The organism is Geodermatophilus sp. SYSU D01186 (genome assembly GCF_054050215.1).
The window spans coordinates 1-17,486 of the sequence record NZ_JBJGYW010000060.1 but is presented as its reverse complement, the minus strand read 5'-3'; the positions used below and the strand labels follow the sequence as shown (position 1 = coordinate 17,486).

Annotated in this window: 19 protein-coding genes; 11 read left to right on the top strand and 8 right to left on the bottom strand. The window is 72.8% G+C overall.

Annotation, left to right across the window (positions count from 1 at the left end; all coding sequences use genetic code 11):
- A partial coding sequence (locus ACI784_RS24600; RefSeq protein ID WP_457015256.1) for an ATP-dependent Clp protease ATP-binding subunit occupies window positions 1-2,100 on the top strand: 2,100 nt, incomplete at its 5' end.
- A gap of 184 nt (window positions 2,101-2,284) precedes the next feature.
- Here the strand turns inward: ACI784_RS24600 and ACI784_RS24595 are convergent.
- Window positions 2,285-3,001 (bottom strand): type 1 glutamine amidotransferase domain-containing protein, encoded by a 717-nt coding sequence (locus ACI784_RS24595; protein WP_457015255.1) that lies wholly within the window; start codon window positions 2,999-3,001, stop codon window positions 2,285-2,287.
- Window positions 3,002-3,389: 388 nt separating this feature from the next.
- Here ACI784_RS24595 and ACI784_RS24590 point away from each other — a divergent pair, with 388 nt between their 5' ends.
- Window positions 3,390-4,538 carry a zinc-dependent alcohol dehydrogenase gene (locus tag ACI784_RS24590; RefSeq protein WP_456925431.1) on the top strand — a complete coding sequence of 383 codons (1,149 nt, stop codon included), beginning with the start codon at window positions 3,390-3,392 and terminating at the stop codon, window positions 4,536-4,538.
- Between the two features lie 16 nt (window positions 4,539-4,554).
- Entirely contained in the window at window positions 4,555-5,157 is a 603-nt protein-coding gene (locus tag ACI784_RS24585; RefSeq protein WP_456925430.1) for a hypothetical protein, read from the top strand.
- A gap of 59 nt (window positions 5,158-5,216) precedes the next feature.
- Here ACI784_RS24585 and ACI784_RS24580 read toward each other — a convergent pair whose 3' ends face one another.
- Together ACI784_RS24580 and ACI784_RS24575 are read right to left on the bottom strand one after the other, a co-directional pair.
- Window positions 5,217-5,435: a hypothetical protein gene (locus tag ACI784_RS24580; protein ID WP_456925429.1), complete on the bottom strand. Its 219-nt coding sequence runs from the start codon at window positions 5,433-5,435 to the stop codon at window positions 5,217-5,219.
- A 362-nt stretch (window positions 5,436-5,797) separates the two neighbouring features.
- Entirely contained in the window at window positions 5,798-6,175 is a 378-nt protein-coding gene (locus tag ACI784_RS24575; RefSeq protein WP_456925428.1) for a DUF2267 domain-containing protein, read from the bottom strand.
- A 196-nt stretch (window positions 6,176-6,371) separates the two neighbouring features.
- Here ACI784_RS24575 and ACI784_RS24570 point away from each other — a divergent pair, with 196 nt between their 5' ends.
- Window positions 6,372-6,611: a hypothetical protein gene (locus tag ACI784_RS24570; RefSeq protein WP_456925427.1), complete on the top strand. Its 240-nt coding sequence runs from the start codon at window positions 6,372-6,374 to the stop codon at window positions 6,609-6,611.
- Window positions 6,612-6,681: 70 nt separating this feature from the next.
- On the opposite strand, the gene ACI784_RS24565 is transcribed toward ACI784_RS24570, so the two are convergent.
- From ACI784_RS24565 to ACI784_RS24550, 4 genes are read right to left on the bottom strand one after another with little or no spacing between them, the layout of a single operon-like run.
- Window positions 6,682-6,966 (bottom strand): DUF2795 domain-containing protein, encoded by a 285-nt coding sequence (locus ACI784_RS24565; protein WP_457015254.1) that lies wholly within the window; start codon window positions 6,964-6,966, stop codon window positions 6,682-6,684.
- A gap of 51 nt (window positions 6,967-7,017) precedes the next feature.
- Complete coding sequence (locus tag ACI784_RS24560; protein ID WP_457015253.1) at window positions 7,018-7,506, bottom strand: 4a-hydroxytetrahydrobiopterin dehydratase; 489 nt, start codon at window positions 7,504-7,506, stop codon at window positions 7,018-7,020.
- A complete protein-coding gene (locus ACI784_RS24555; protein ID WP_457015252.1) occupies window positions 7,503-7,733 on the bottom strand; it encodes a DUF2267 domain-containing protein in 231 nt (76 codons plus the stop codon). The genes ACI784_RS24560 and ACI784_RS24555 overlap by 4 nt, the downstream gene beginning before the upstream one ends.
- Before the next feature lie 60 nt (window positions 7,734-7,793).
- Window positions 7,794-8,171, bottom strand: coding sequence for a DUF2267 domain-containing protein (locus ACI784_RS24550; RefSeq protein ID WP_456925424.1), 378 nt, complete (start codon window positions 8,169-8,171; stop codon window positions 7,794-7,796).
- 552 nt (window positions 8,172-8,723) lie between these two features.
- On the opposite strand from ACI784_RS24550, the gene ACI784_RS24545 reads away from it, so the two are divergent.
- The 7 genes from ACI784_RS24545 to ACI784_RS24515 all read left to right on the top strand — a co-directional run bounded on the left by ACI784_RS24545 (window position 8,724) and on the right by ACI784_RS24515 (window position 16,255).
- Complete coding sequence (locus ACI784_RS24545; protein ID WP_456925423.1) at window positions 8,724-9,878, top strand: glutathione-independent formaldehyde dehydrogenase; 1,155 nt, start codon at window positions 8,724-8,726, stop codon at window positions 9,876-9,878.
- Between the two features lies 1 nt (window position 9,879).
- Window positions 9,880-10,455, top strand: coding sequence for a type 1 glutamine amidotransferase domain-containing protein (locus ACI784_RS24540; protein WP_456925422.1), 576 nt, complete (start codon window positions 9,880-9,882; stop codon window positions 10,453-10,455).
- The gene (locus tag ACI784_RS24535; protein WP_456925421.1) at window positions 10,452-10,940 is read left to right on the top strand and encodes a hypothetical protein; all 489 of its coding nucleotides are present in this window, start codon (window positions 10,452-10,454) and stop codon (window positions 10,938-10,940) included. The genes ACI784_RS24540 and ACI784_RS24535 overlap by 4 nt, the downstream gene beginning before the upstream one ends.
- Window positions 10,937-12,112: a zinc-dependent alcohol dehydrogenase gene (locus tag ACI784_RS24530; protein ID WP_456925420.1), complete on the top strand. Its 1,176-nt coding sequence runs from the start codon at window positions 10,937-10,939 to the stop codon at window positions 12,110-12,112. Before ACI784_RS24535 ends, ACI784_RS24530 begins: the two co-directional genes overlap by 4 nt.
- 91 nt (window positions 12,113-12,203) lie before the next feature.
- Complete coding sequence (locus ACI784_RS24525) at window positions 12,204-12,878, top strand: DUF1345 domain-containing protein (RefSeq protein ID WP_457015251.1); 675 nt, start codon at window positions 12,204-12,206, stop codon at window positions 12,876-12,878.
- Between the two features lie 68 nt (window positions 12,879-12,946).
- Window positions 12,947-13,843: a LysR family transcriptional regulator gene (locus ACI784_RS24520; protein WP_457015250.1), complete on the top strand. Its 897-nt coding sequence runs from the start codon at window positions 12,947-12,949 to the stop codon at window positions 13,841-13,843.
- A gap of 258 nt (window positions 13,844-14,101) precedes the next feature.
- Window positions 14,102-16,255, top strand: coding sequence for a putative bifunctional diguanylate cyclase/phosphodiesterase (locus tag ACI784_RS24515; protein WP_456925417.1), 2,154 nt, complete (start codon window positions 14,102-14,104; stop codon window positions 16,253-16,255).
- Between the two features lie 157 nt (window positions 16,256-16,412).
- On the opposite strand, the gene ACI784_RS24510 is transcribed toward ACI784_RS24515, so the two are convergent.
- Window positions 16,413-17,132, bottom strand: a complete 720-nt coding sequence (locus ACI784_RS24510; RefSeq protein WP_456925416.1) for an ANTAR domain-containing protein — start codon at window positions 17,130-17,132, stop codon at window positions 16,413-16,415.
- Window positions 17,133-17,486: the final 354 nt, after the last annotated feature.

Here is a 17,486-nt window from a genome sequence, read left to right as displayed (position 1 = left end):
CGGCTGCTGGGCCCGGGTGGGGGACGGCCTGAGCCCCTCAAGCGGGCCCGCCGGGCCCCCGCCGCCGGCCCCGGCGGTGGGCACGGCGGGGCCGGCCGGCCCCCGTCGAGCACCCCGACGCTGGACGAGTACGGCCGCGACCTGACCGCGATGGCGCGCAACGGTGAGATCGACCCGGTGATCGGCCGGGAGCAGGAGATCGAGCAGACCGTCGAGGTGCTCTCCCGGCGACGCAAGAACAACCCCGTGCTCATCGGGGAGGCCGGCGTCGGGAAGACCGCGATCGTCGAGGGCATCGCCGCGCAGATCGTCGACGGCGACGTGCCGGAGACCCTGCGCGGACGGCGGCTGGTGGAGCTCGACCTCACCGGGCTGGTGGCCGGCACCCGCTACCGCGGGGACTTCGAGGAGCGGATCAAGAGGATCATCGACGAGATCCGCGAGCACAGCGACGAGGTCATCGTCTTCATCGACGAGCTGCACACCGTCGTCGGCGCGGGCGCGTCCGAGGGCTCCGGCGGCGCCGGCAACATGCTCAAGCCGGCGCTGGCCCGCGGCGAGCTGCACATCATCGGCGCCACGACGCTGGACGAGTACCGGCGCAACATCGAGAAGGACGCCGCGCTGGAGCGCCGCTTCCAGCCGATCCTGGTGCCCGAGCCGAGCGTCGAGGACACGGTGCAGATCCTCTGCGGCCTGCGGGACCGTTACGAGGCCCACCACCAGGTGCGGTTCACCGACGACGCCATCCGGGCCGCGGTCGAGCTCTCCGACCGCTACATCACCGAACGGCACCTGCCCGACAAGGCCATCGACCTCATCGACCAGGCGGGGGCGCGCGTGCGCCGCCGGGTGAAGACCCCCCCGACCGACCTGCGCGGGCTCGAGCAGGACGTCGAGCGGCTGCAGCGGGAGAAGGACCAGGCGGTCGCGGCCGAGCAGTACGAGCGGGCGTCCGAGCTGCGCGACCAGGTCGCCGAGGCCCAGCAGCGGCTCGACCAGGCCCGGGACGGCGGCGGCGCGGGTCCGGGCGTGGGCGGGTCGGGTGTGCCGGAGGTCGGCGTCGAGGACATCGCCGAGGTGGTGTCCCGGGCCACCGGCATCCCGGTCAGCCAGCTCACCCAGGAGGAGATGGAGCGCCTGCTGCACCTCGAGCAGCACCTGCACGAGCGCGTCGTCGGCCAGGAGGACGCGGTGCGCGTGGTGGCCGAGGCGGTGCGCCGCTCCCGGGTCGGGCTGGGGGATCCGGACCGGCCGATCGGCAGCTTCCTGTTCCTCGGCCCGACCGGCGTCGGCAAGACCGAGCTGGCCCGCGCCCTGGCCGAGGCGCTCTTCGGCGACGAGGACCGGATGATCCGCCTCGACATGAGCGAGTTCCAGGAGCGGCACACCGTCAGCCGGCTGGTCGGGTCCCCGCCCGGCTATGTGGGGTACGAGGACGCCGGGCAGCTGACCGAGGCGGTGCGCCGCCGGCCGTACTCGGTGGTGCTCTTCGACGAGATCGAGAAGGCCCACCCCGACGTCTTCAACACCCTGCTGCAGGTGCTGGACGACGGCCGGCTCACCGACTCCCAGGGCCGCACGGTCGACTTCCGCAACACCGTGCTGATCATGACGAGCAACCTGGGGTCGGAGCTCATCCAGGGCCGCAACGCCCCGCTGGGTTTCGGCGCCGGCGACGGTGCGTCGTCGGACGCGGGGCTCCGCGACCGGCTCATGCGGCGGCTGCGCGAGTCGTTCCGGCCGGAGTTCCTCAACCGGATCGACGAGATCGTGGTGTTCCAGCAGCTGCACCACACCCAACTGGAGCGGATCACCGACCTGCTGCTCGACGAGACCCGCCGGCGGCTGCGGGCCCAGGGCATCGAGGTCGAGTTCACTCCGGAGGCGGTCGGCTGGCTCGCCGAGCGCGGGTTCGAACCGCAGTTCGGCGCCCGCCCGCTGCGCCGAGCCATCCAGCGTGAGCTGGACAACCGGCTCTCCCGGTTGATGCTCGACGGCCGGGTGCGCAGCGGCCAGCGGGTGCGCGTCGTGGTCCGGGACGGCGACCTCGAACTGGAGGTGGAGGACGCGCGGGAGGCCGCGACGGCGCAGGCGTGAACGCTCGGCTGCCCTGATCAGGGCGACGGCCCCGCAGCCGGTGACTGCGGGGCCGTCAGGGTCAGGGGACACCCTGGTCGTGGGGCTCGATGCCGGCGGAGGGATCCGCCGCCCCGACCCCGACGACGTGTACGTGCGACGCCGCATCACAGGCCGCGCGCAGCAGCCACCACGGTCGGGGACATCACCCGGCGCGAGCTGCCGCCCGGGTCCTCCAGCTCTGCGCAGCCGGGCCACGCAGGGCGCGCTGGGCCGCAGCGGCCACACCGATGCCCAGCACGGCGGCGGCCGACGGTTTCGGCGACCATCGCAGCGCGGCGACGGCCCAGCCGATGGGGGCCTCGCGTTGCCGATCGGACTCACGACGCGGTGCTGTCGTCGCCGGCTCCGGCGACGTCGTCGCGAAGGCATCGAGCATGCCCCGGACGAAGGCGGACATGTCCTGGGGCCCTCTGCTCGTGGTGAGGTTCCCGTCCCGGACGAGCTCCTGATCGAGCCAGGTGGCACCCGCGTTCACCAGGTCGTCGCGGATCCCGGGCCAGGAGGTGAGGGTCCGCCCGTCCACGAGTCCCGCCGATGCGAGCACCCACGGTCCATGACAGAGGGTCGCGATGGGCTTGTCACTCGCGGCGAACGCCCGGACGAACTCCCGCGCCGGGGCGGACTGCCGGAGGAGGTCGGGGTTGATGAACCCACCCGGCAACAGCAGCCCGTCATAGTCGCCGGGATCGGCTGCGCCGACCGTCTTGTCCACGCGGACCCGACTGGCCGGCATGTGCAGGTTCACCCCGCGGATCCGTCCGCGCCGCAGGGACACGACGTCCACCTCGGCGCCGGCCGCCTTCAGGGCTCGCAGCGGAACCACCAACTCGACCTTCTCGAAGCCGTCGGCCGCCAGCACTGCGAGCCTGCGGCCCCTGAGCCTGCGTCTGGTGGGCATGTCGTCCCCTGTCGCTCGATGGCACGGAGATGGAGGAACTTCCCCGCAGCGGCAGCTCGATCGGGGGCCACGGAGTGGTTCTCGCCGGCCGGCTGCTCAGCGGTGAGCGGGATACCCGCACCCCACAGGCGGACACGGCCCAGGGCGAAGCTCATCACAGCGAGACCGGGCGACGTCGAGCATCGGTAGATCTGCCGATCTTTCGCCCGAACCTCGCGGTGGGTCCGGCTGTGCGGTGGCCGCGGTGGGACAGCCGGCGCAGAGTCAGGGGGCCGGTGAGCAGAGCCGGCCGCTGGGCACCCCGTGGTGCCTCACGAGCCCCGGGGCCCGCGCCCCAGGAGGGGATCCGATGCGAGCGATGGTGTACCGAGGTCCGTACAAGGTCAGGATGGAGGAGAAGGACCGGCCGAAGATCGAGCACCCCAACGACGCCATCGTCCGGGTGCAGCTCGCCGCGATCTGTGGCTCTGACCTGCACCTCTACCACGGCATGATGCCGGACACCCGCATCGGTCACACCTTCGGCCACGAGATCATGGGTGTGGTCGACGAGGTGGGGTCGTCCGTGCGGAACCTGCAGGTCGGGGACCGGGTGATGGTGCCGTTCAACATCTTCTGCGGCACCTGCTGGTACTGCGCGCGAGGTCTGTACTCCAACTGCCACAACGTCAACCCGAACGCCACCGCCGTCGGAGGCATCTACGGCTACTCGCACACGACCGGGGGCTACGACGGGGGCCAGGCGGAGTACGTGCGGGTGCCGTTCGCCGACGTCGGCCCGTCGAGGATCCCGGACTGGATGGCCGACGAGGACGCGGTGCTGCTGACCGACATGACGGCGACCGGCTACTTCGGGGCGCAGCTCGGCGACATCGTCGAGGGGGACGTCGTCATCGTCTTCGGCGCCGGGCCCGTGGGACTCGTGGCCGCGAAGTCGGCCTGGCTGATGGGTGCCGGCCGGGTGATCGTCATCGACCACCTGGACTACCGGCTGGAGAAGGCGCGCACCTTCGCCCATGCCGAGACCTACAACTTCACCGAGTACGGCGACATCGTCCTGGAGATGAAGAAGACCACCGACTACCTGGGCGCAGACGTCGCCATCGACTGCGTGGGCGCGGAGGCGGACGGCAACTTCATCCAGCACGTCACCTCGTCCAAGCTCAAGCTGCAGGGCGGTTCCCCGGTCGCGCTGAACTGGGCGATCGACTCCGTCCGCAAGGGCGCGACCATCTCGGTGATGGGCGCCTACGGCCCGCTGTTCAGCGCCGTCAAGTTCGGCGACGCGATGAACAAGGGGCTGACGATCCACACCAACCAGTGCCCGGTGAAACGGCAGTGGCCCCGGCTGATCGAGCACGTGCGCAACGGCTACCTCAAGCCCAGTGAGCTGGCCACCCACCGCGTGCCCCTCGAGGACATCGCCGAGGGCTACCACATGTTCTCGGCCAAGCTCGACGGCTGCATCAAGCCCCTCGTCGTCCCGACCGCGGCGTGAGCGACAGGAGACCCTGATGACCTACACACCGCACAAGCCGCCGATCGCGGAGTCGTCCGAGGAACTGCGCAAGCGCATCCCGGGCTGGGGCGTCGACCTCGACCCCAAGGACCGGCCGGCGGTGCCGAAGCTGCAGTTCCAGGAGGACTTCACCGGCGCGCACTGGGAGTTTCCCGAGCGACAGCCGGAGAGGTACCCGCGGGAGCGCTCGGTCGAGCACAAGATGCTCACCCCGGTGTTCGGCACCGCCCAGCCGCCGTCGGGCGTCTCGGGGGCCATCCGCCGTTACGCCTACCGCTACAGCGAGGGCCGGGCGGCGCACTGGCTGCTGCTCATCTTCGCCGACCGGGTGGACGCGTGGGAGCACCACCTGAAGTCGTTCCTCACGCTCCACCCGGACAACCCGATCACCGAGACCGGGGTGAAGGCCGAGTTCACCCGCCACGGCCTGCGGTCGCGGGTCGGGCAGCACCGCACGGACCTCAAGCACCAGCCGCTCGACCCGGTGATCGTCGCGGGCCCGTGGGTGGCGGCGGCCGGAGCGATCTACGCCGGCGCCCGGAGCGTGGCGAAGTCGCTGACGAACGCGGGGTCCGACGGGCGGCGGCCGGTGCACTGAAGGAGGCCTGCACCGATCAGGGCGACGGCCCCGCAGCCGGCGGCTGCGGGGCCGTCGTGTCAGACGAGTCCCTCGTTGTGCGGCTCGATGCTGGCCGAGGGATCCACCCCCTCGTCGGCGTCCGGCCGGACGGGCCCTTCGCCCGGCTCGGAACCCGAGCCGGCGGCGGTGTTCCGGGAGGACCGCTCCGGATCGGTCACGTCCGTGGTCGTGGGCGCCTGACCGATGCGCTTGGCGGCGTCTCCGGTCCCGGTCTCCTCCAGCTCTGACTCGCTCATCATTCCTCCATCCGGTGTCGTTCGGTGCGGCGATCACGCAGTGCGCTGCACGAGCACTCGAGGCTCGCGGACGGCTCGCCGGACGGTGACGTCCGGCGAGCCGGGTGCTTGCGGGCGGACAACGGTTCCGCGCGGGCTGCCTCCGGGACCTGACGGCGTCCGAGGCCCAGCCGGAGGCGAGGGCTGGATCCGCCGAGCCGTCGGTGGAGCGGCGGGGTCCCGGTCGCCGAGACCGCCCCGACGTACAGGAGGGCCACGACCACGATGTGGTCGGGTGGCGGGCCTGACGCCGACTGCCGGAGGACGCCGGTCGGCCGGCGTGGGCTGCGGTTCCGCTCGTGTCGGGGCCCCCACCGTCGGAGCTACCTCGATCCGGGCACGAGCCGAGCGAACTCCCCGCCCAGCTGGGTCAACACGTCGTCGAACTCGCCCGGCTCGACCGCGTCGCGGGTCGTGGCGAGGACGGCGACCATCCCCTCCCGAGCCCCTGCCTCGGGCACGCGTGCCATCCGCGCGACCCGCCGGGCGAACTCGTCGGGCCCGAAGGGCTGTGCCTCCGGCTCCGGCGGGATCAGGTCGGCCTGCAGCTCCCCCGGCAGCTGGGCGCGCAGGTCGTCGGCCTCACCGGCGGTGAGCCGCTCGGCCAGCACGCGCAACGTCGCGTGGACGAGCGTCTCGGTCTCGTCGCGGGGGCTGCCCCCACGGGCCTGCACGGACGAGACGAAGTCGTCGTACTGCAATGCTCCTCCTCGGGTTCCTCCCGGAGACCGGACGCGTCACACCGCTCCCGGTGCTCCCAATCTCGGGGACGCCGCCGGGGGAAGCCATCGGCAGACCTGCCGATGTCTGCCCGCCGTCCGGGTGCCGGTGCCGGAGCCGGGTAGGCCTCCTGCGGTGCCGACGCGATGTCGGGCTGCCGTCCCGAGGAGGAGCACCATGCGAGTCGAAGACCTGTCGGGCGAGGACGCCGTGGTCTACCGGGCCGTGGCCGAGGCAGAGGTGGGCGCCGGCGCTCCGCACCTGCAGGACATCGCCGGCCGCGCCGGCCTGGACCTCGACCGGGCGCGGGCCGCCGTCCACCGCCTGCTGCACAGCGAGCCCAAGATCCTGCACGAGGTCCCCGACACCAGCCGCACCGATCTGGGACCGACCTACGAGCTGGCGCCGCGGACCTGAGCCCGTCGGCGGGCAGGCAGTCCGATCGCCGGCACTCAGCCGGCGTGATGACGGGTGCCGATGACCGGTCCTACCGGGGCTCGCGCATGTGCTCGGCGACACCGCTCGGGGCACGCGTGCGGGCCTGCTCGGCCGCCCGGCTCGCCGACCGGCCGGCTCCGGGGTCGACGGGCACCGACCGCGCCACCTCCGCACGGTTGCGGTACTCGACCACCGGGATGGCCCGGAGGCTGCGGACCACCGCCTCGGGGGCGCCCGCCCGCTCGGCGGCGGCGACCAGCGCGTCCTTGCCGGCCGGGTGGTCGACGTCCTGCAGGTACCGCACGATCTCGTCGGGGGTGATCGGATCGGTCACAGGGTTGCCTTCCTGGTCGTGGCCGTCGGTGTCCGGCGGGCCGTGGGCGGGTCAGCCCGAGGACCCGACTGCGGCGATCGCCGCGTCGATCCGCCGGGCGAGTTCGAGGTCCATGTCGGTGACACGGTCGAGCGAATGCGTCCAGACCTCGAAGGTGACCGCGTCCTGCAGTTGCTCGACCCGCGCGTGGTGGGTCACGTCGAGCTCGGCGCGGGCAACGGCGTCGCGCAGGGGCCGCTGGCGCTCGGGCGGGAGCACGACGGTGCGCCGCAGGCGGTGTTCGTCGCCCTCCCAGCCCTCCAAGGCGGCGAGCGCGCGGTCGATCTCCTCCCGCTCGAGCAGTCGCGGGGTCAGGCCGATCGGCACCCCGGAGCCGCGCGGCGGAACGCCTTGGTCGATGGGGGAGAACAGCTCCTCACCGTCCGGCAGTCGCCGGGCGAGGGCGCTGGCCAGTTCCGGTTCGGAGCCGGCCAGCGTGGACAGGACCGCCTGGGTGTAGAAGCGGGCCCGCTCGGCCGGGCACCCGGACCCGGCGCTCACCGCGGAGACCAGGGCGGCGCCGCTGTCGGGGTGCAGACCCGGCCCCGGATCTCGGCGGCGCCCCGGAGCGAGCCGGGCAGGACCGCGGCCAACCGCTCGCGGTCGGACTCCTCCAGCGAGGCGGCCACGGCGGCGATGACGGCTTCCACCGCCCGCCGAGCCTCCTCGGTCTCGGCCGCGCCGGCCTGGGCTCCCACGGCCTGGATGAACGTCGCGTACTGGATCACCGGGCTCCTCCTGACGTGCTGCCGTCCTGCTCCTCCGGCCGTCGGCCGACGCCTGCGGGCTCAGGCCATCGGCCCGACCAGCTCCCGGTGCTCCTGCGGCAGCTGGGAGAGGACGTCGTCGAACTCCCCGGGCGTGACCGCCTCCCGCACCGTGGTCAGAACGGCGGCGGCCCCGGTCCGGGCCTCGTCCGGACCGACGTCCCTGCGTTCGGCGACCCGACGCACGAACTCGTCCACCCGGAACGCCTCCGCGTCTTCGCGCGGGGGACGCAGGTCGTCCTGGAGCCGGGCCGGGAGCCGCGCCGCGAGGTCCTGGGCCTCACCGCCGCTGATCCGGTCGGCCAGGGTCCGCAGTGTCGCGTTCTCGATCCGCTCCGCCGTCTCCTCGGGCAGCCCGGCCCGCTCGGCCGCGGTGCGCGTGAACGTCGCATGATCCATGTCCGCTCCCGGAGGCACCGTGCAGCGCCGGTCGTGGGGATTCCGTCGTTCGACCGCGGCTCCGACGCTAGGACCGGTCACGGCGCGTGGGCATCGGTCGATCGGCCGATGTCGCGCACCACCGCGCCGGGCGCGCCACCCCCGGGCGGTCGACAGGCGCCGGGTGCCTCCTGGTACGTCCCGGTCCCCGCAGCATCCGAGCCGGCTCCTCCGCGACGTTCCTCCGGAGGGCGTCGTCGTGGTGCCGCGCCACATGGGGCGACTCGCGTCGCGACTCGATGGGTGCTCTCGATCGGCATGGTCCGTCCTCGCGTGCTCCGCCGCGGTCGCCGGCACCAGGTCTGAACCGCCGTCCGTGAGCCCTGCGCTCGGCACTGTGGCGCGTTGCCGGGCGGGTCTCCATCGGCAGGCCGACCCATGACGGCTGCTGCAGCGGGTGCGTCGGCCCGGTATCGGCATGTCTGCCGATACCGGCCCCCTGCTCCGCCGGGTGCAATCAGGATCCCGGCCCGGGCACGGGCGGTGGGGCACACCCGCGACGAGGGAGACAGCATGAAGGCAGTGGTCTACGAAGGTCCGCGGCAGGTCAGCGTCAAGGACGTACCGGACGCGCGGATCGAGCGGCCGACCGACGTCCTGGTGCGGATCACCTCGGCGAACATCTGCGGCTCGGACCTGCACATGTACGAGGGCCGGACCGACTTCGAGACCGGCCGCTGGTTCGGGCACGAGAACCTGGGTCAGGTGATCGAGGTCGGCGACGGGGTCGACAAGGTGCAGGTGGGGGACTACGTCGTCCTGCCGTTCAACATCGCCTGCGGGCACTGCAAGAACTGCGAGCAGCAGCTCACGAACTACTGCCTGACCGCGCAGCCGGAGCCGAACATGGCCGGCGCTGCCTACGGCTTCGCCGACATGGGCCCCTGGGCCGGTGGGCAGGCGGAGTTGCTGCGCGTGCCCTGGGGTGACTTCAACTGCCTGCGGCTGGGGGAGGACGCCGAGCAGCGCCAGACCGACTACGTGATGCTCGCCGACATCTTCCCGACCGGCTACCACGCCACCGAGATGGCCGGCGTGAAGCCCGGCGACCAGACGGTCATCTACGGCGCCGGCCCGGTCGGGCTGATGGCCGCCCTCTCGGCGACCATCCGAGGGGCCAGCAAGGTGATGGTCGTCGACCGGCAGCCCGACCGGCTCAAGCTGGCCGAGTCGATCGGCGCGATCGCCATCGACGACTCCAAGGTCGATCCGGTGCAGGCCGTTCTCGAGCAGACGATGGGGCTGGGGGCGGACAACGGCTGCGAGTGCGTCGGCTACCAGGCGCACGAGCCCGACGGCCAGGAGCAGGCCAACCTGACGATGAACCGGCTGGTCGCCTCGGTGCGCTTCACCGGGAAGATCGGGACCGTCGGCGTCTTCGTGCCCCAGGACCCGGGGGCCAGCGACGATCTGGCCAAGCAGGGCAAGCTCGCCTTCGACTTCGGCATGTTCTGGTTCAAGGGCCAGCACATCGGCAGCGGCCAGGCGCCGGTCAAGAAGTACAACCGGCAGCTGCGCGACCTCATCGCCGCGGGCAAGGCCGAGCCGTCGTTCATCGTCAGCCACGAGCTGCCCCTCGACCGCGCGCCGGAGGCCTACGAGCACTTCGACCAGCGGGACGACGGCTGGACGAAGGTCGTCCTGCACCCGGCGGGGGCGGGTGCCTGAGGTGGCAGGCGAGCTGAACGGACGTCGGGTCGCCATCCTCGCGGCCGACGGGGTGGAGCGGGTGGAGCTGGAGCAGCCGCGGCAGGCGCTGGAGGACGCCGGCGCCCGCACCGTCGTCGTCTCCATCACCAGCGGCGAGATCCAGGCGCGCGACCACGACCTCGAGGACGCTGGCACCTTCGCGGTCGACCAGCTGGTCGGCGCGGTGTCGGTCGACGACTTCGAGGCGCTGCTCCTGCCGGGCGGGACGGTGAACCCGGACAAACTGCGGATGCAACCCGCCGCGGTGCAGTTCGTCCGGGACTTCGTCCAGTCGGGGAAGCCGGTCGCCTCGATCTGCCACGGCCCGTGGAACTTCGTCGAGGCCGACGTCGCGCGCGGCCGCCGGCTGACGTCCTGGCCGAGCGTGCGCACCGACCTCCGCAACGCCGGGGCCGAGGTGGTCGACGAGGAGGTCGTCACCGACGGCAACATCACGACGAGCCGGTCACCCGACGACCTGCCGGCCTTCTGCCAGCGCATCGTGCAGGAGTTCGCGCGGGCCCCGCAGGCCGCCGCCGCGGGGGGTCGGGCATGACCAGCTCCATCGGGAACGTGGCGTCCCTCGCCGCCCGCGCCGGCGGGAGTGTCGTCCGCCAGGTGCGGTCGGCCATCGACCCCTCCGCCGCCCGGCCGGCCGGCGCGGGGGAGCCGGCGTCCGGGTGGCTCGTGGTGACCGTCTACCGGGAGCCGTCCGACGTGGACACCGCGCAGCTGCCCGCACCCCTGGCCGAGCTCGGCGACCGGATCGAGGTCCGCGTCCGCCCGGCCCCCGGCGGCAAGGGCACGGAGTTGGCGGCCCGGCTGCGCGACCGGCCGTCGTCGGGACCCGCCTTCAGCCGGCTGAGCGGCAGCGACCCTCAGGCCGAGCTGCGGTCCGCGCTGCGCCGGGCCAAGCAGCTCATCGAGGTGGGTGAGGTGCTGGCGGTGGACCCCGCGCCGCACGGCAAGCGGACGGCGACCCCCGGCGGCGCGCTCCTCGAGGCGTGGACCCGGGTGGCGCCCAGGGCAGGTGTCCGGTGAAGGCGGTGACCTGGCGCGGGGTCAACGAGATCGGCGTCGAGGACGTCCCCGAGCCGAAGATCCTCAACGACCACGACATCATCCTCGAGGTCGGACTGTCCGCGACCTGCGGCTCGGACCTGCACCTGGTGGGCGGCTACATCCCCGCCATGCGCGCCGGCGACGTGCTGGGGCACGAGTTCATGGGCACGGTCGCCGAGGTCGGCCGCGGCGTGACGAAGCACCGGGTGGGCGACCGCGTGGTGGTGGTCTCCTTCACCAGCTGCGGGCAGTGCTGGTACTGCCGGCAGGGGTTGTGGTCGCTGTGCGACAACGGCAACCCCAACCCGGGGATCACCGAGGCGCTGTGGGGACAGGCCATCGGCGGCTGCTACGGCTACTCCCACGCGATGGGCGGGTGGGCGGGCAGCCACGCGCCCTACATCCGGGTGCCCTACGCCGACCAGGGGGCGTTCGCCGTCCCCGACGGCGTCTCCGACGAGCGGGCGCTGTTCGCCTCCGACGCCGCACCCACCGGCTGGACGGGGGCGCACCAGGCCGAGGTCCGGCCGGGTGACGTCGTCGCGGTGTGGGGTGCCGGGGGAGTGGGCCAGATGGCCGCCCGCGCGGCCATGCTCATGGGCGCCGAGCGGGTCGTCGTCATCGACCGGTACGACAACCGGCTCGAGCAGGTCCGCACGCACATCGGGGCGGAGACCCTCGACTACGAGGAGGTCGACGTCCCCGCCGAGCTGCGCGAGATGACCGGTGGGCGGGGACCGGACGTCTGCATCGAGGCGGTGGGCATGGAGGCGCACAGCCCGGGCCCGCAGTACCTCTACGACCAGGTCAAGCAGCAGCTGCGGCTGCAGACCGACCGGCCCACGGCGGTGCGCGAGGCGATCTACTCCTGCCGGAAGGGCGGGACGGTGTTCACCCTCGGCGTCTTCGCCGGTCTCGTGGACAAGTTCCCCCTCGGCGCGGTGATGAACAAGGCGCTGACCCTGCGCGGCGCCCAGCAGCACGGGCACCGCTACATCCCGGAGATCCTCGACCGCATGAGCCGGGACGAGGTGAGGACCGAGCACCTCGCCACCCACGTGATGCCGCTCGACGACGGGCCGAAGGGCTACCGGATGTTCAAGGACAAGGAGGACGGGTGCGTCCGTGCCGTGTTCCGTCCGGGTGGCTGAAGCGCCGACGGGCGGACCGCCCCGGTCCCCGGCGCCACGCCGGACGGTGGGCCGGCGCCGGGCCGTCGCCGGCCCGGTGCGGGGCCATGGGGTGAGCGCCGCAGGCGGCGGGACGGCGGTGGAGGCGGGCCGGCGGCCGACGATCCTGTCGTGGCGCCGCCTGATGATCTGTCTCGGCGGCGGCCTCGTCGCGGCCGAACTGACCACGGTCGCCGGCGTCCCGGAGATCGCGGTGCTCGTCGGCTGGGCCGTCGCCGCCGGCGGCCTGCTGTTCTGGGTGTGGCGGATCAGCTGGCCGCGCGACGCGGAGGGGACCAAACGGCTGGCCGAGGAGGAGGGGCGGACCCGGGTCACGGACACGGCCGTGCTGGGTGCGGCGGTGGCCAGCCTCGCCGCCGTCGTCGAGGGCCTCGTCCGGTCCGGCTCCGGGGACGCTGTCGGCGTCGCCACCGTGCTGCTCGGCGTCCTGGTGGTGATCCTGTCGTGGGCGCTGGTCAACACGGTCTTCGCCCTCAAGTACGCACGCTGGTACTACTCCGGCGGGGACGGCGGCATCGACTTCGGCCAGCGGGAACCGCCCGCCTACAGCGACTTCGCCTACGTCGCGTTCACCGTGGGGATGAGCTTCGCCATGCCGGACACCCAGCTCCAGGACACGTCGATCCGCAAGGTCGCCCTCGGACACGCTCTGCTGTCGTACCTGTTCGGGACCGTCGTCATCGCCGTGGCCGTCAACCTCGTCACCAACCTGGGGCAGCAGGGATAGGTGCCGCGGCCGGGTCGGGCGCCCCCGGGGGGCTGGACGTTCCGAGAGGGTGGACGGAGGCGGTCGGGGTGGAGCTCAGGCAGCTGGAGTACTTCCTGGCGGTGGTCGAGGAGGGCTCGTTCACCCGCGCCGCGGCGCGGTTGTACATGGTCCAGTCGAGCCTGTCTGCGTCCCTGTTGGGACTGGAGAAGGAGCTCGGCACCGACCTGTTCACCCGCGGCCGCAAGGGTGCCGAGCTGACCGACGCCGGCCGTGCTCTCCTCGAGCCCGCCCGGGCGGCGCTGCACGACGCCGAGCGGGCTCGTGACGCCGTCGCCGAGGTCGCGGGTCTGCTCCGCGGGTTCGTCCGCGTCGCGACGGTGGCAGTGCCGAGGGACGTCGACGTGTTCGAGACGATCCGGCCCTTCCAGGAGCAGCATCCGGGGGTGGCGATCAGCGTGCTCCACGACGGCGCGCGCGACCTCCTCGGCCTGGTTGCCGAGGGCACGGCTGACTTCGCCATCACGCCGCTGACGCACCGGACGACGCCGGTCGTGCGCTTCGATCCCCTACTCAGCACGCCGTTGGTCCTGCTCTGCCCGCCGGGGCACCGGCTCGCGGGGGGCCGGGACGTGGAACTGGGCGACGTGGTCGACGAGCCGCTGATCGACCTGCCGCGAGGGTGGTGGGTCCGCGAGCTGTTCGACCGGATGTTCGCCGAGCGCGACCTGCCCCGCCGCGTGCGTCTCGAGGTGGACGAGTGGTTCGGCGTCCTGACGTTGGTCCGCCGCGGGATGGGCATCGCGTGCGGCCCGCTGGCCTGCGTGGACGAGACCCTGTTCGGGGACCTCACGGTCGCCACCCTCGGCGGTGCGCCGACGTGGGAACTCGGCGTCGCGACCAGGGACGAGGCCGTCCGAGGGGCTGCCGGTCGCGCGTTCCTGGACGCCTACCGGCGGCGGTGCCGGGAGCGCCTCGGCGACTGATCCGCGGCACGGTCCGCTGCCGGCCATCGCCGGCGCCGATCGGACCCATCGGTATCGCGCCCCGTCGTCCGGCACGACCCCCTCGTGCGCCGACCGATACTCGAGACGTTCCCGCCTGCCGGCCCACCGGCCGGCCACCGCACGCGACCCGGGGAGGCCGTGATCGCCGCTCCGAGGCACGGGGCGCCCCGGCAGAACCGGCTCACCCGAATTGCGGAACACGGTCAACCGGAACCGTCGATCCGCCGATACGCCGGTGTGATCCTCGAGTCGGCTCCCTCGACGCTGCGCAGCAGCGTCTACGAGGCACTGTTCGTCCACGGTCTCGACGGGGTGCTGATCACCTCGGCCGACGGGCGCACCCTCGGTGCGAACGCGCGGGCCTGCGAGCTGCTCGGCCGGACGGAGCTCGAGCTGGTCGAGCTGGGCCGGGACGGGGTCGTCGACCGGCGCGACCCCCGGTGGAGGCAGGCGCTCGAGACCCGGGCCCGGGAAGGTGTGTTCCGCGGGGTGTTCCGGTTGCGCCGCAGCAACGGGTCCACCTTCCCTGCCGAGGTCACCACCGCCACGTTCCTCGACGGGGACTCCCGGCGGGCGTACGTGTCCTTCCGGGACGTGAGCACGGCGGAGGCCGAGGCGGCGCGGTCGGAGGCGACCACGCGGACGGCGGCCGAGCTCATCGACAACCTCGAGTCGATCAGCGACATGTACATCGGCGTCGACGCCGACTGGCGGATGACGTACATCAACGCACAGGCCGAGGCCCGGCTGGGCGTCTGCCGTGACGAGGTCGTGGGCGAGGACATCTGGGAGCGGTTCCCCGCCCTGCTCGGTACCGAGTTCGAGGAGACCTACCGCCAGGTCGCGCGCACCGGACGGACCGCCACCCTCGAGGCGCGCTACGACGGGGCGGATCTGTGGTGCGAGGCCCGCGTGTACCCCCTGCGCCGGGGCGGGATCGCCATCTACTTCCGGGACATCTCCGAGCGGCGCGCCATGGAGCGGGAGCGGGAACGCCTGCTGGCCGCCGAGCGGGCGGCCCGCGCGGCAGCCGAACGGGCGCAGCGCGACCTGGCCCACCGGGCCACGCACGACGAGCTGACCGGTCTGCTGAGCCGCGCCGGGCTGCTGCAGGAGGTGGACCGGGTCCTCGCCGGACGGCCGGAGGCCCGCCTCACCGTCGCCTTCATCGACCTGGACCGGTTCAAGCTGGTCAACGACAGCCTGGGGCACGGCGCAGGCGACCGCCTGCTGGGCGAGTTCGCTCGCCGTCTCGCCGCTCTGGCCGGTCCGGCGGATGCGGTGGCCCGATTCGGTGGCGACGAGTTCGTGGTGGTCCTGGTGGACCGCTCCGCCGAGGAGGCCGGCCGGTTCGCCCAGGAGGTCATCGAGGCGAGCCGGGAGCCGGTCGAGGTGGGTGCGCGCCTCCTCGTCACCGTCAGCGTCGGCCTGGCCACGGCGACCGGTCCGGCCGATCTCGACATCCTCCTCCGGGAGGCCGACGCGGCGCTCTACCGCGCCAAGGACACCGGACGGGAACGGGCTGTCTGGTTCGACGAGCAGATGCACGTGGAGTCGATGCACCGGGTCGAGATGGAGAACGACCTGCGCCACGCCCTGGAGCGGGACGAGCTGGTGGTGGAGTACCAGCCCGCCTTCGACCTCCGGGTCGAGCGCATCTGCCACGTCGAGGCCCTGGTCCGGTGGCGGCATCCCGTCCGTGGCCTCGTCGGTCCGCAGGAGTTCATCCCGGTCGCCGAGGAGACGGGGCTGATCCACCGCATCGGCGAGCTGGTCCTCGCCCGAGCCGTCGAGCAGGCCGGCCGGTGGGCGCACCTCCCGGAGCTCCGGGTGTGGGTCAACGTGGCCCCCCAGCAGCTGGCCGACTGCGGGTTCCCCGCCCGGCTCGCTGCCCAGCTGGACCGGGCCGGCCTGCCCCCGCATCGCCTCGGGATCGAGGTGACCGAGTCGGTGCTCGCCGACTGCTCCCGGGCGGGGGAGGTACTGGAGCGGATACGCGACCTGGGGGTGGCGATCGCCATCGACGACTTCGGGACCGGCTACAGCTCGCTGGCCCGCCTGCGTGAGTTCCCGGTCGACGTCATCAAGGTGGACAAGTCCTTCGTCCACGACCTGGGGACGGCTCGCGGCGCGGCGTTGGTGGCCGGCATCGTGACGTTGGCGCAGGCCATCGGCGCGCACGTCATCGCGGAGGGGGTCGAGACCCTGCCTCAGCTGACCGCGCTCAGCGCCCTCGGGGTGGACTCCGCCAGCGGGTACCTGCTCGCCCGGCCGTCCGCGCCCGACCACCTGCCCCTGACGATCCCCGCCGAGGCGTCCTTTCGCTGGCGGACCGGCCTGCACCCCACCGTGGCGCGGGCCCCTGGCGAGACGTCGTCGTCGACGAGGTAGCGAGCGCCGGTGCGGCCCTCCCTCTCGATCGTGCGTGTCCTCCAGTGACGTGATGGTGACGAGAGCCGTCACGGGCAGGTTCGTCCGGCTGCGAGAGGCATCTCTGGAGGCGGCCTCAGGCCGCCCGTCTCGTACCCGGACGTCGAGGCGGGCCGGGTCAGGGTGGGAAGACGCCGGTCCTCACGAGAGTCTCCGCGACGTCTCTGACCTTGGTGTTGGTCTGCATCGACACCCTGGCGAGGGCCTGGAAGGCCGTGTCAGGGGTGAGCTTGTAGCGCTCCATGAGGATGCCCTTGGCCTGGTCGATCCCCGCCCGGGATCCCAGGGCACGCTCATAGTGCTCGGCCATGTCGCGGGCGTCCTCGTAGGCGTACATGTTCGCCGCGGCGACGGCGGCGTAGGGGGCGAAGCGGGTGGCGACCGATCGGCTGTCCTCGTCGAAGACGTCGGGCTCGCGGGCGTAGATGTTCAGCGCCCCGCGGACGCCCTCGCTGATCGGCAGCGGTACCGACAGCGAGCTGCGGGCGCCGTGCTCGACGGCGCGTGCCGTGTAGTCCCGCCACCGGGTCTCGGTCTGCATGTTGGCGATCTCCACGAGTTCGCCGGTGCTGGCTGCGTGCAGGCAGGGGCCGTATCCGCGGCCGTACTGGCTCTCGTCGCAGTCCATGGCCAGCCGTCCGGTGTAGACGGCGGTGCTGGGCTTGTCGTTGATCAGCAGGGACACCGACGTCTCCGGGTGGCCGGGCATGACCTCCTGGGTCAGGTCGGCCACCGATTGCAGCAGGGACTGCATGGTGTGTTCGCGCAGGGCGAGGCGGCCGAGCTGCTCCAGCGCCTCGGCGGGGTCCGGGCGGTGCGCGTCGAGGTTGCTGGACATGCCGTTCGCCCTCCGGATGAAGCCGCGTGCGCGGCGGGGCGACCTCGGCTCCAGGACCCCGCACGGCAGGGTCGGTGCTCGGGTACGCCTCGGTCAGACGCACGAGGAGCGCGAGACCTGCCCGACGCTCGGCCTCACCGTACCTCCCGACCGACGGGTGCAGCGGGGGCGCCGTCCGTTCTGGCAGCGAGCGGCCCGCCGGCCGTCGCGCGCCGGACCGGCGAGGCCTGACTGTGAGCCTGGCCGGGTCGGTCCATCGGTGATGGGCTGACGGCCGGTGGCAGTGGGTGTGACTCCAGGTCTGACTGGCTTCGTGCCTTTGAGCGGACTTGTCCGCCTGCTGCTGCCGGCACC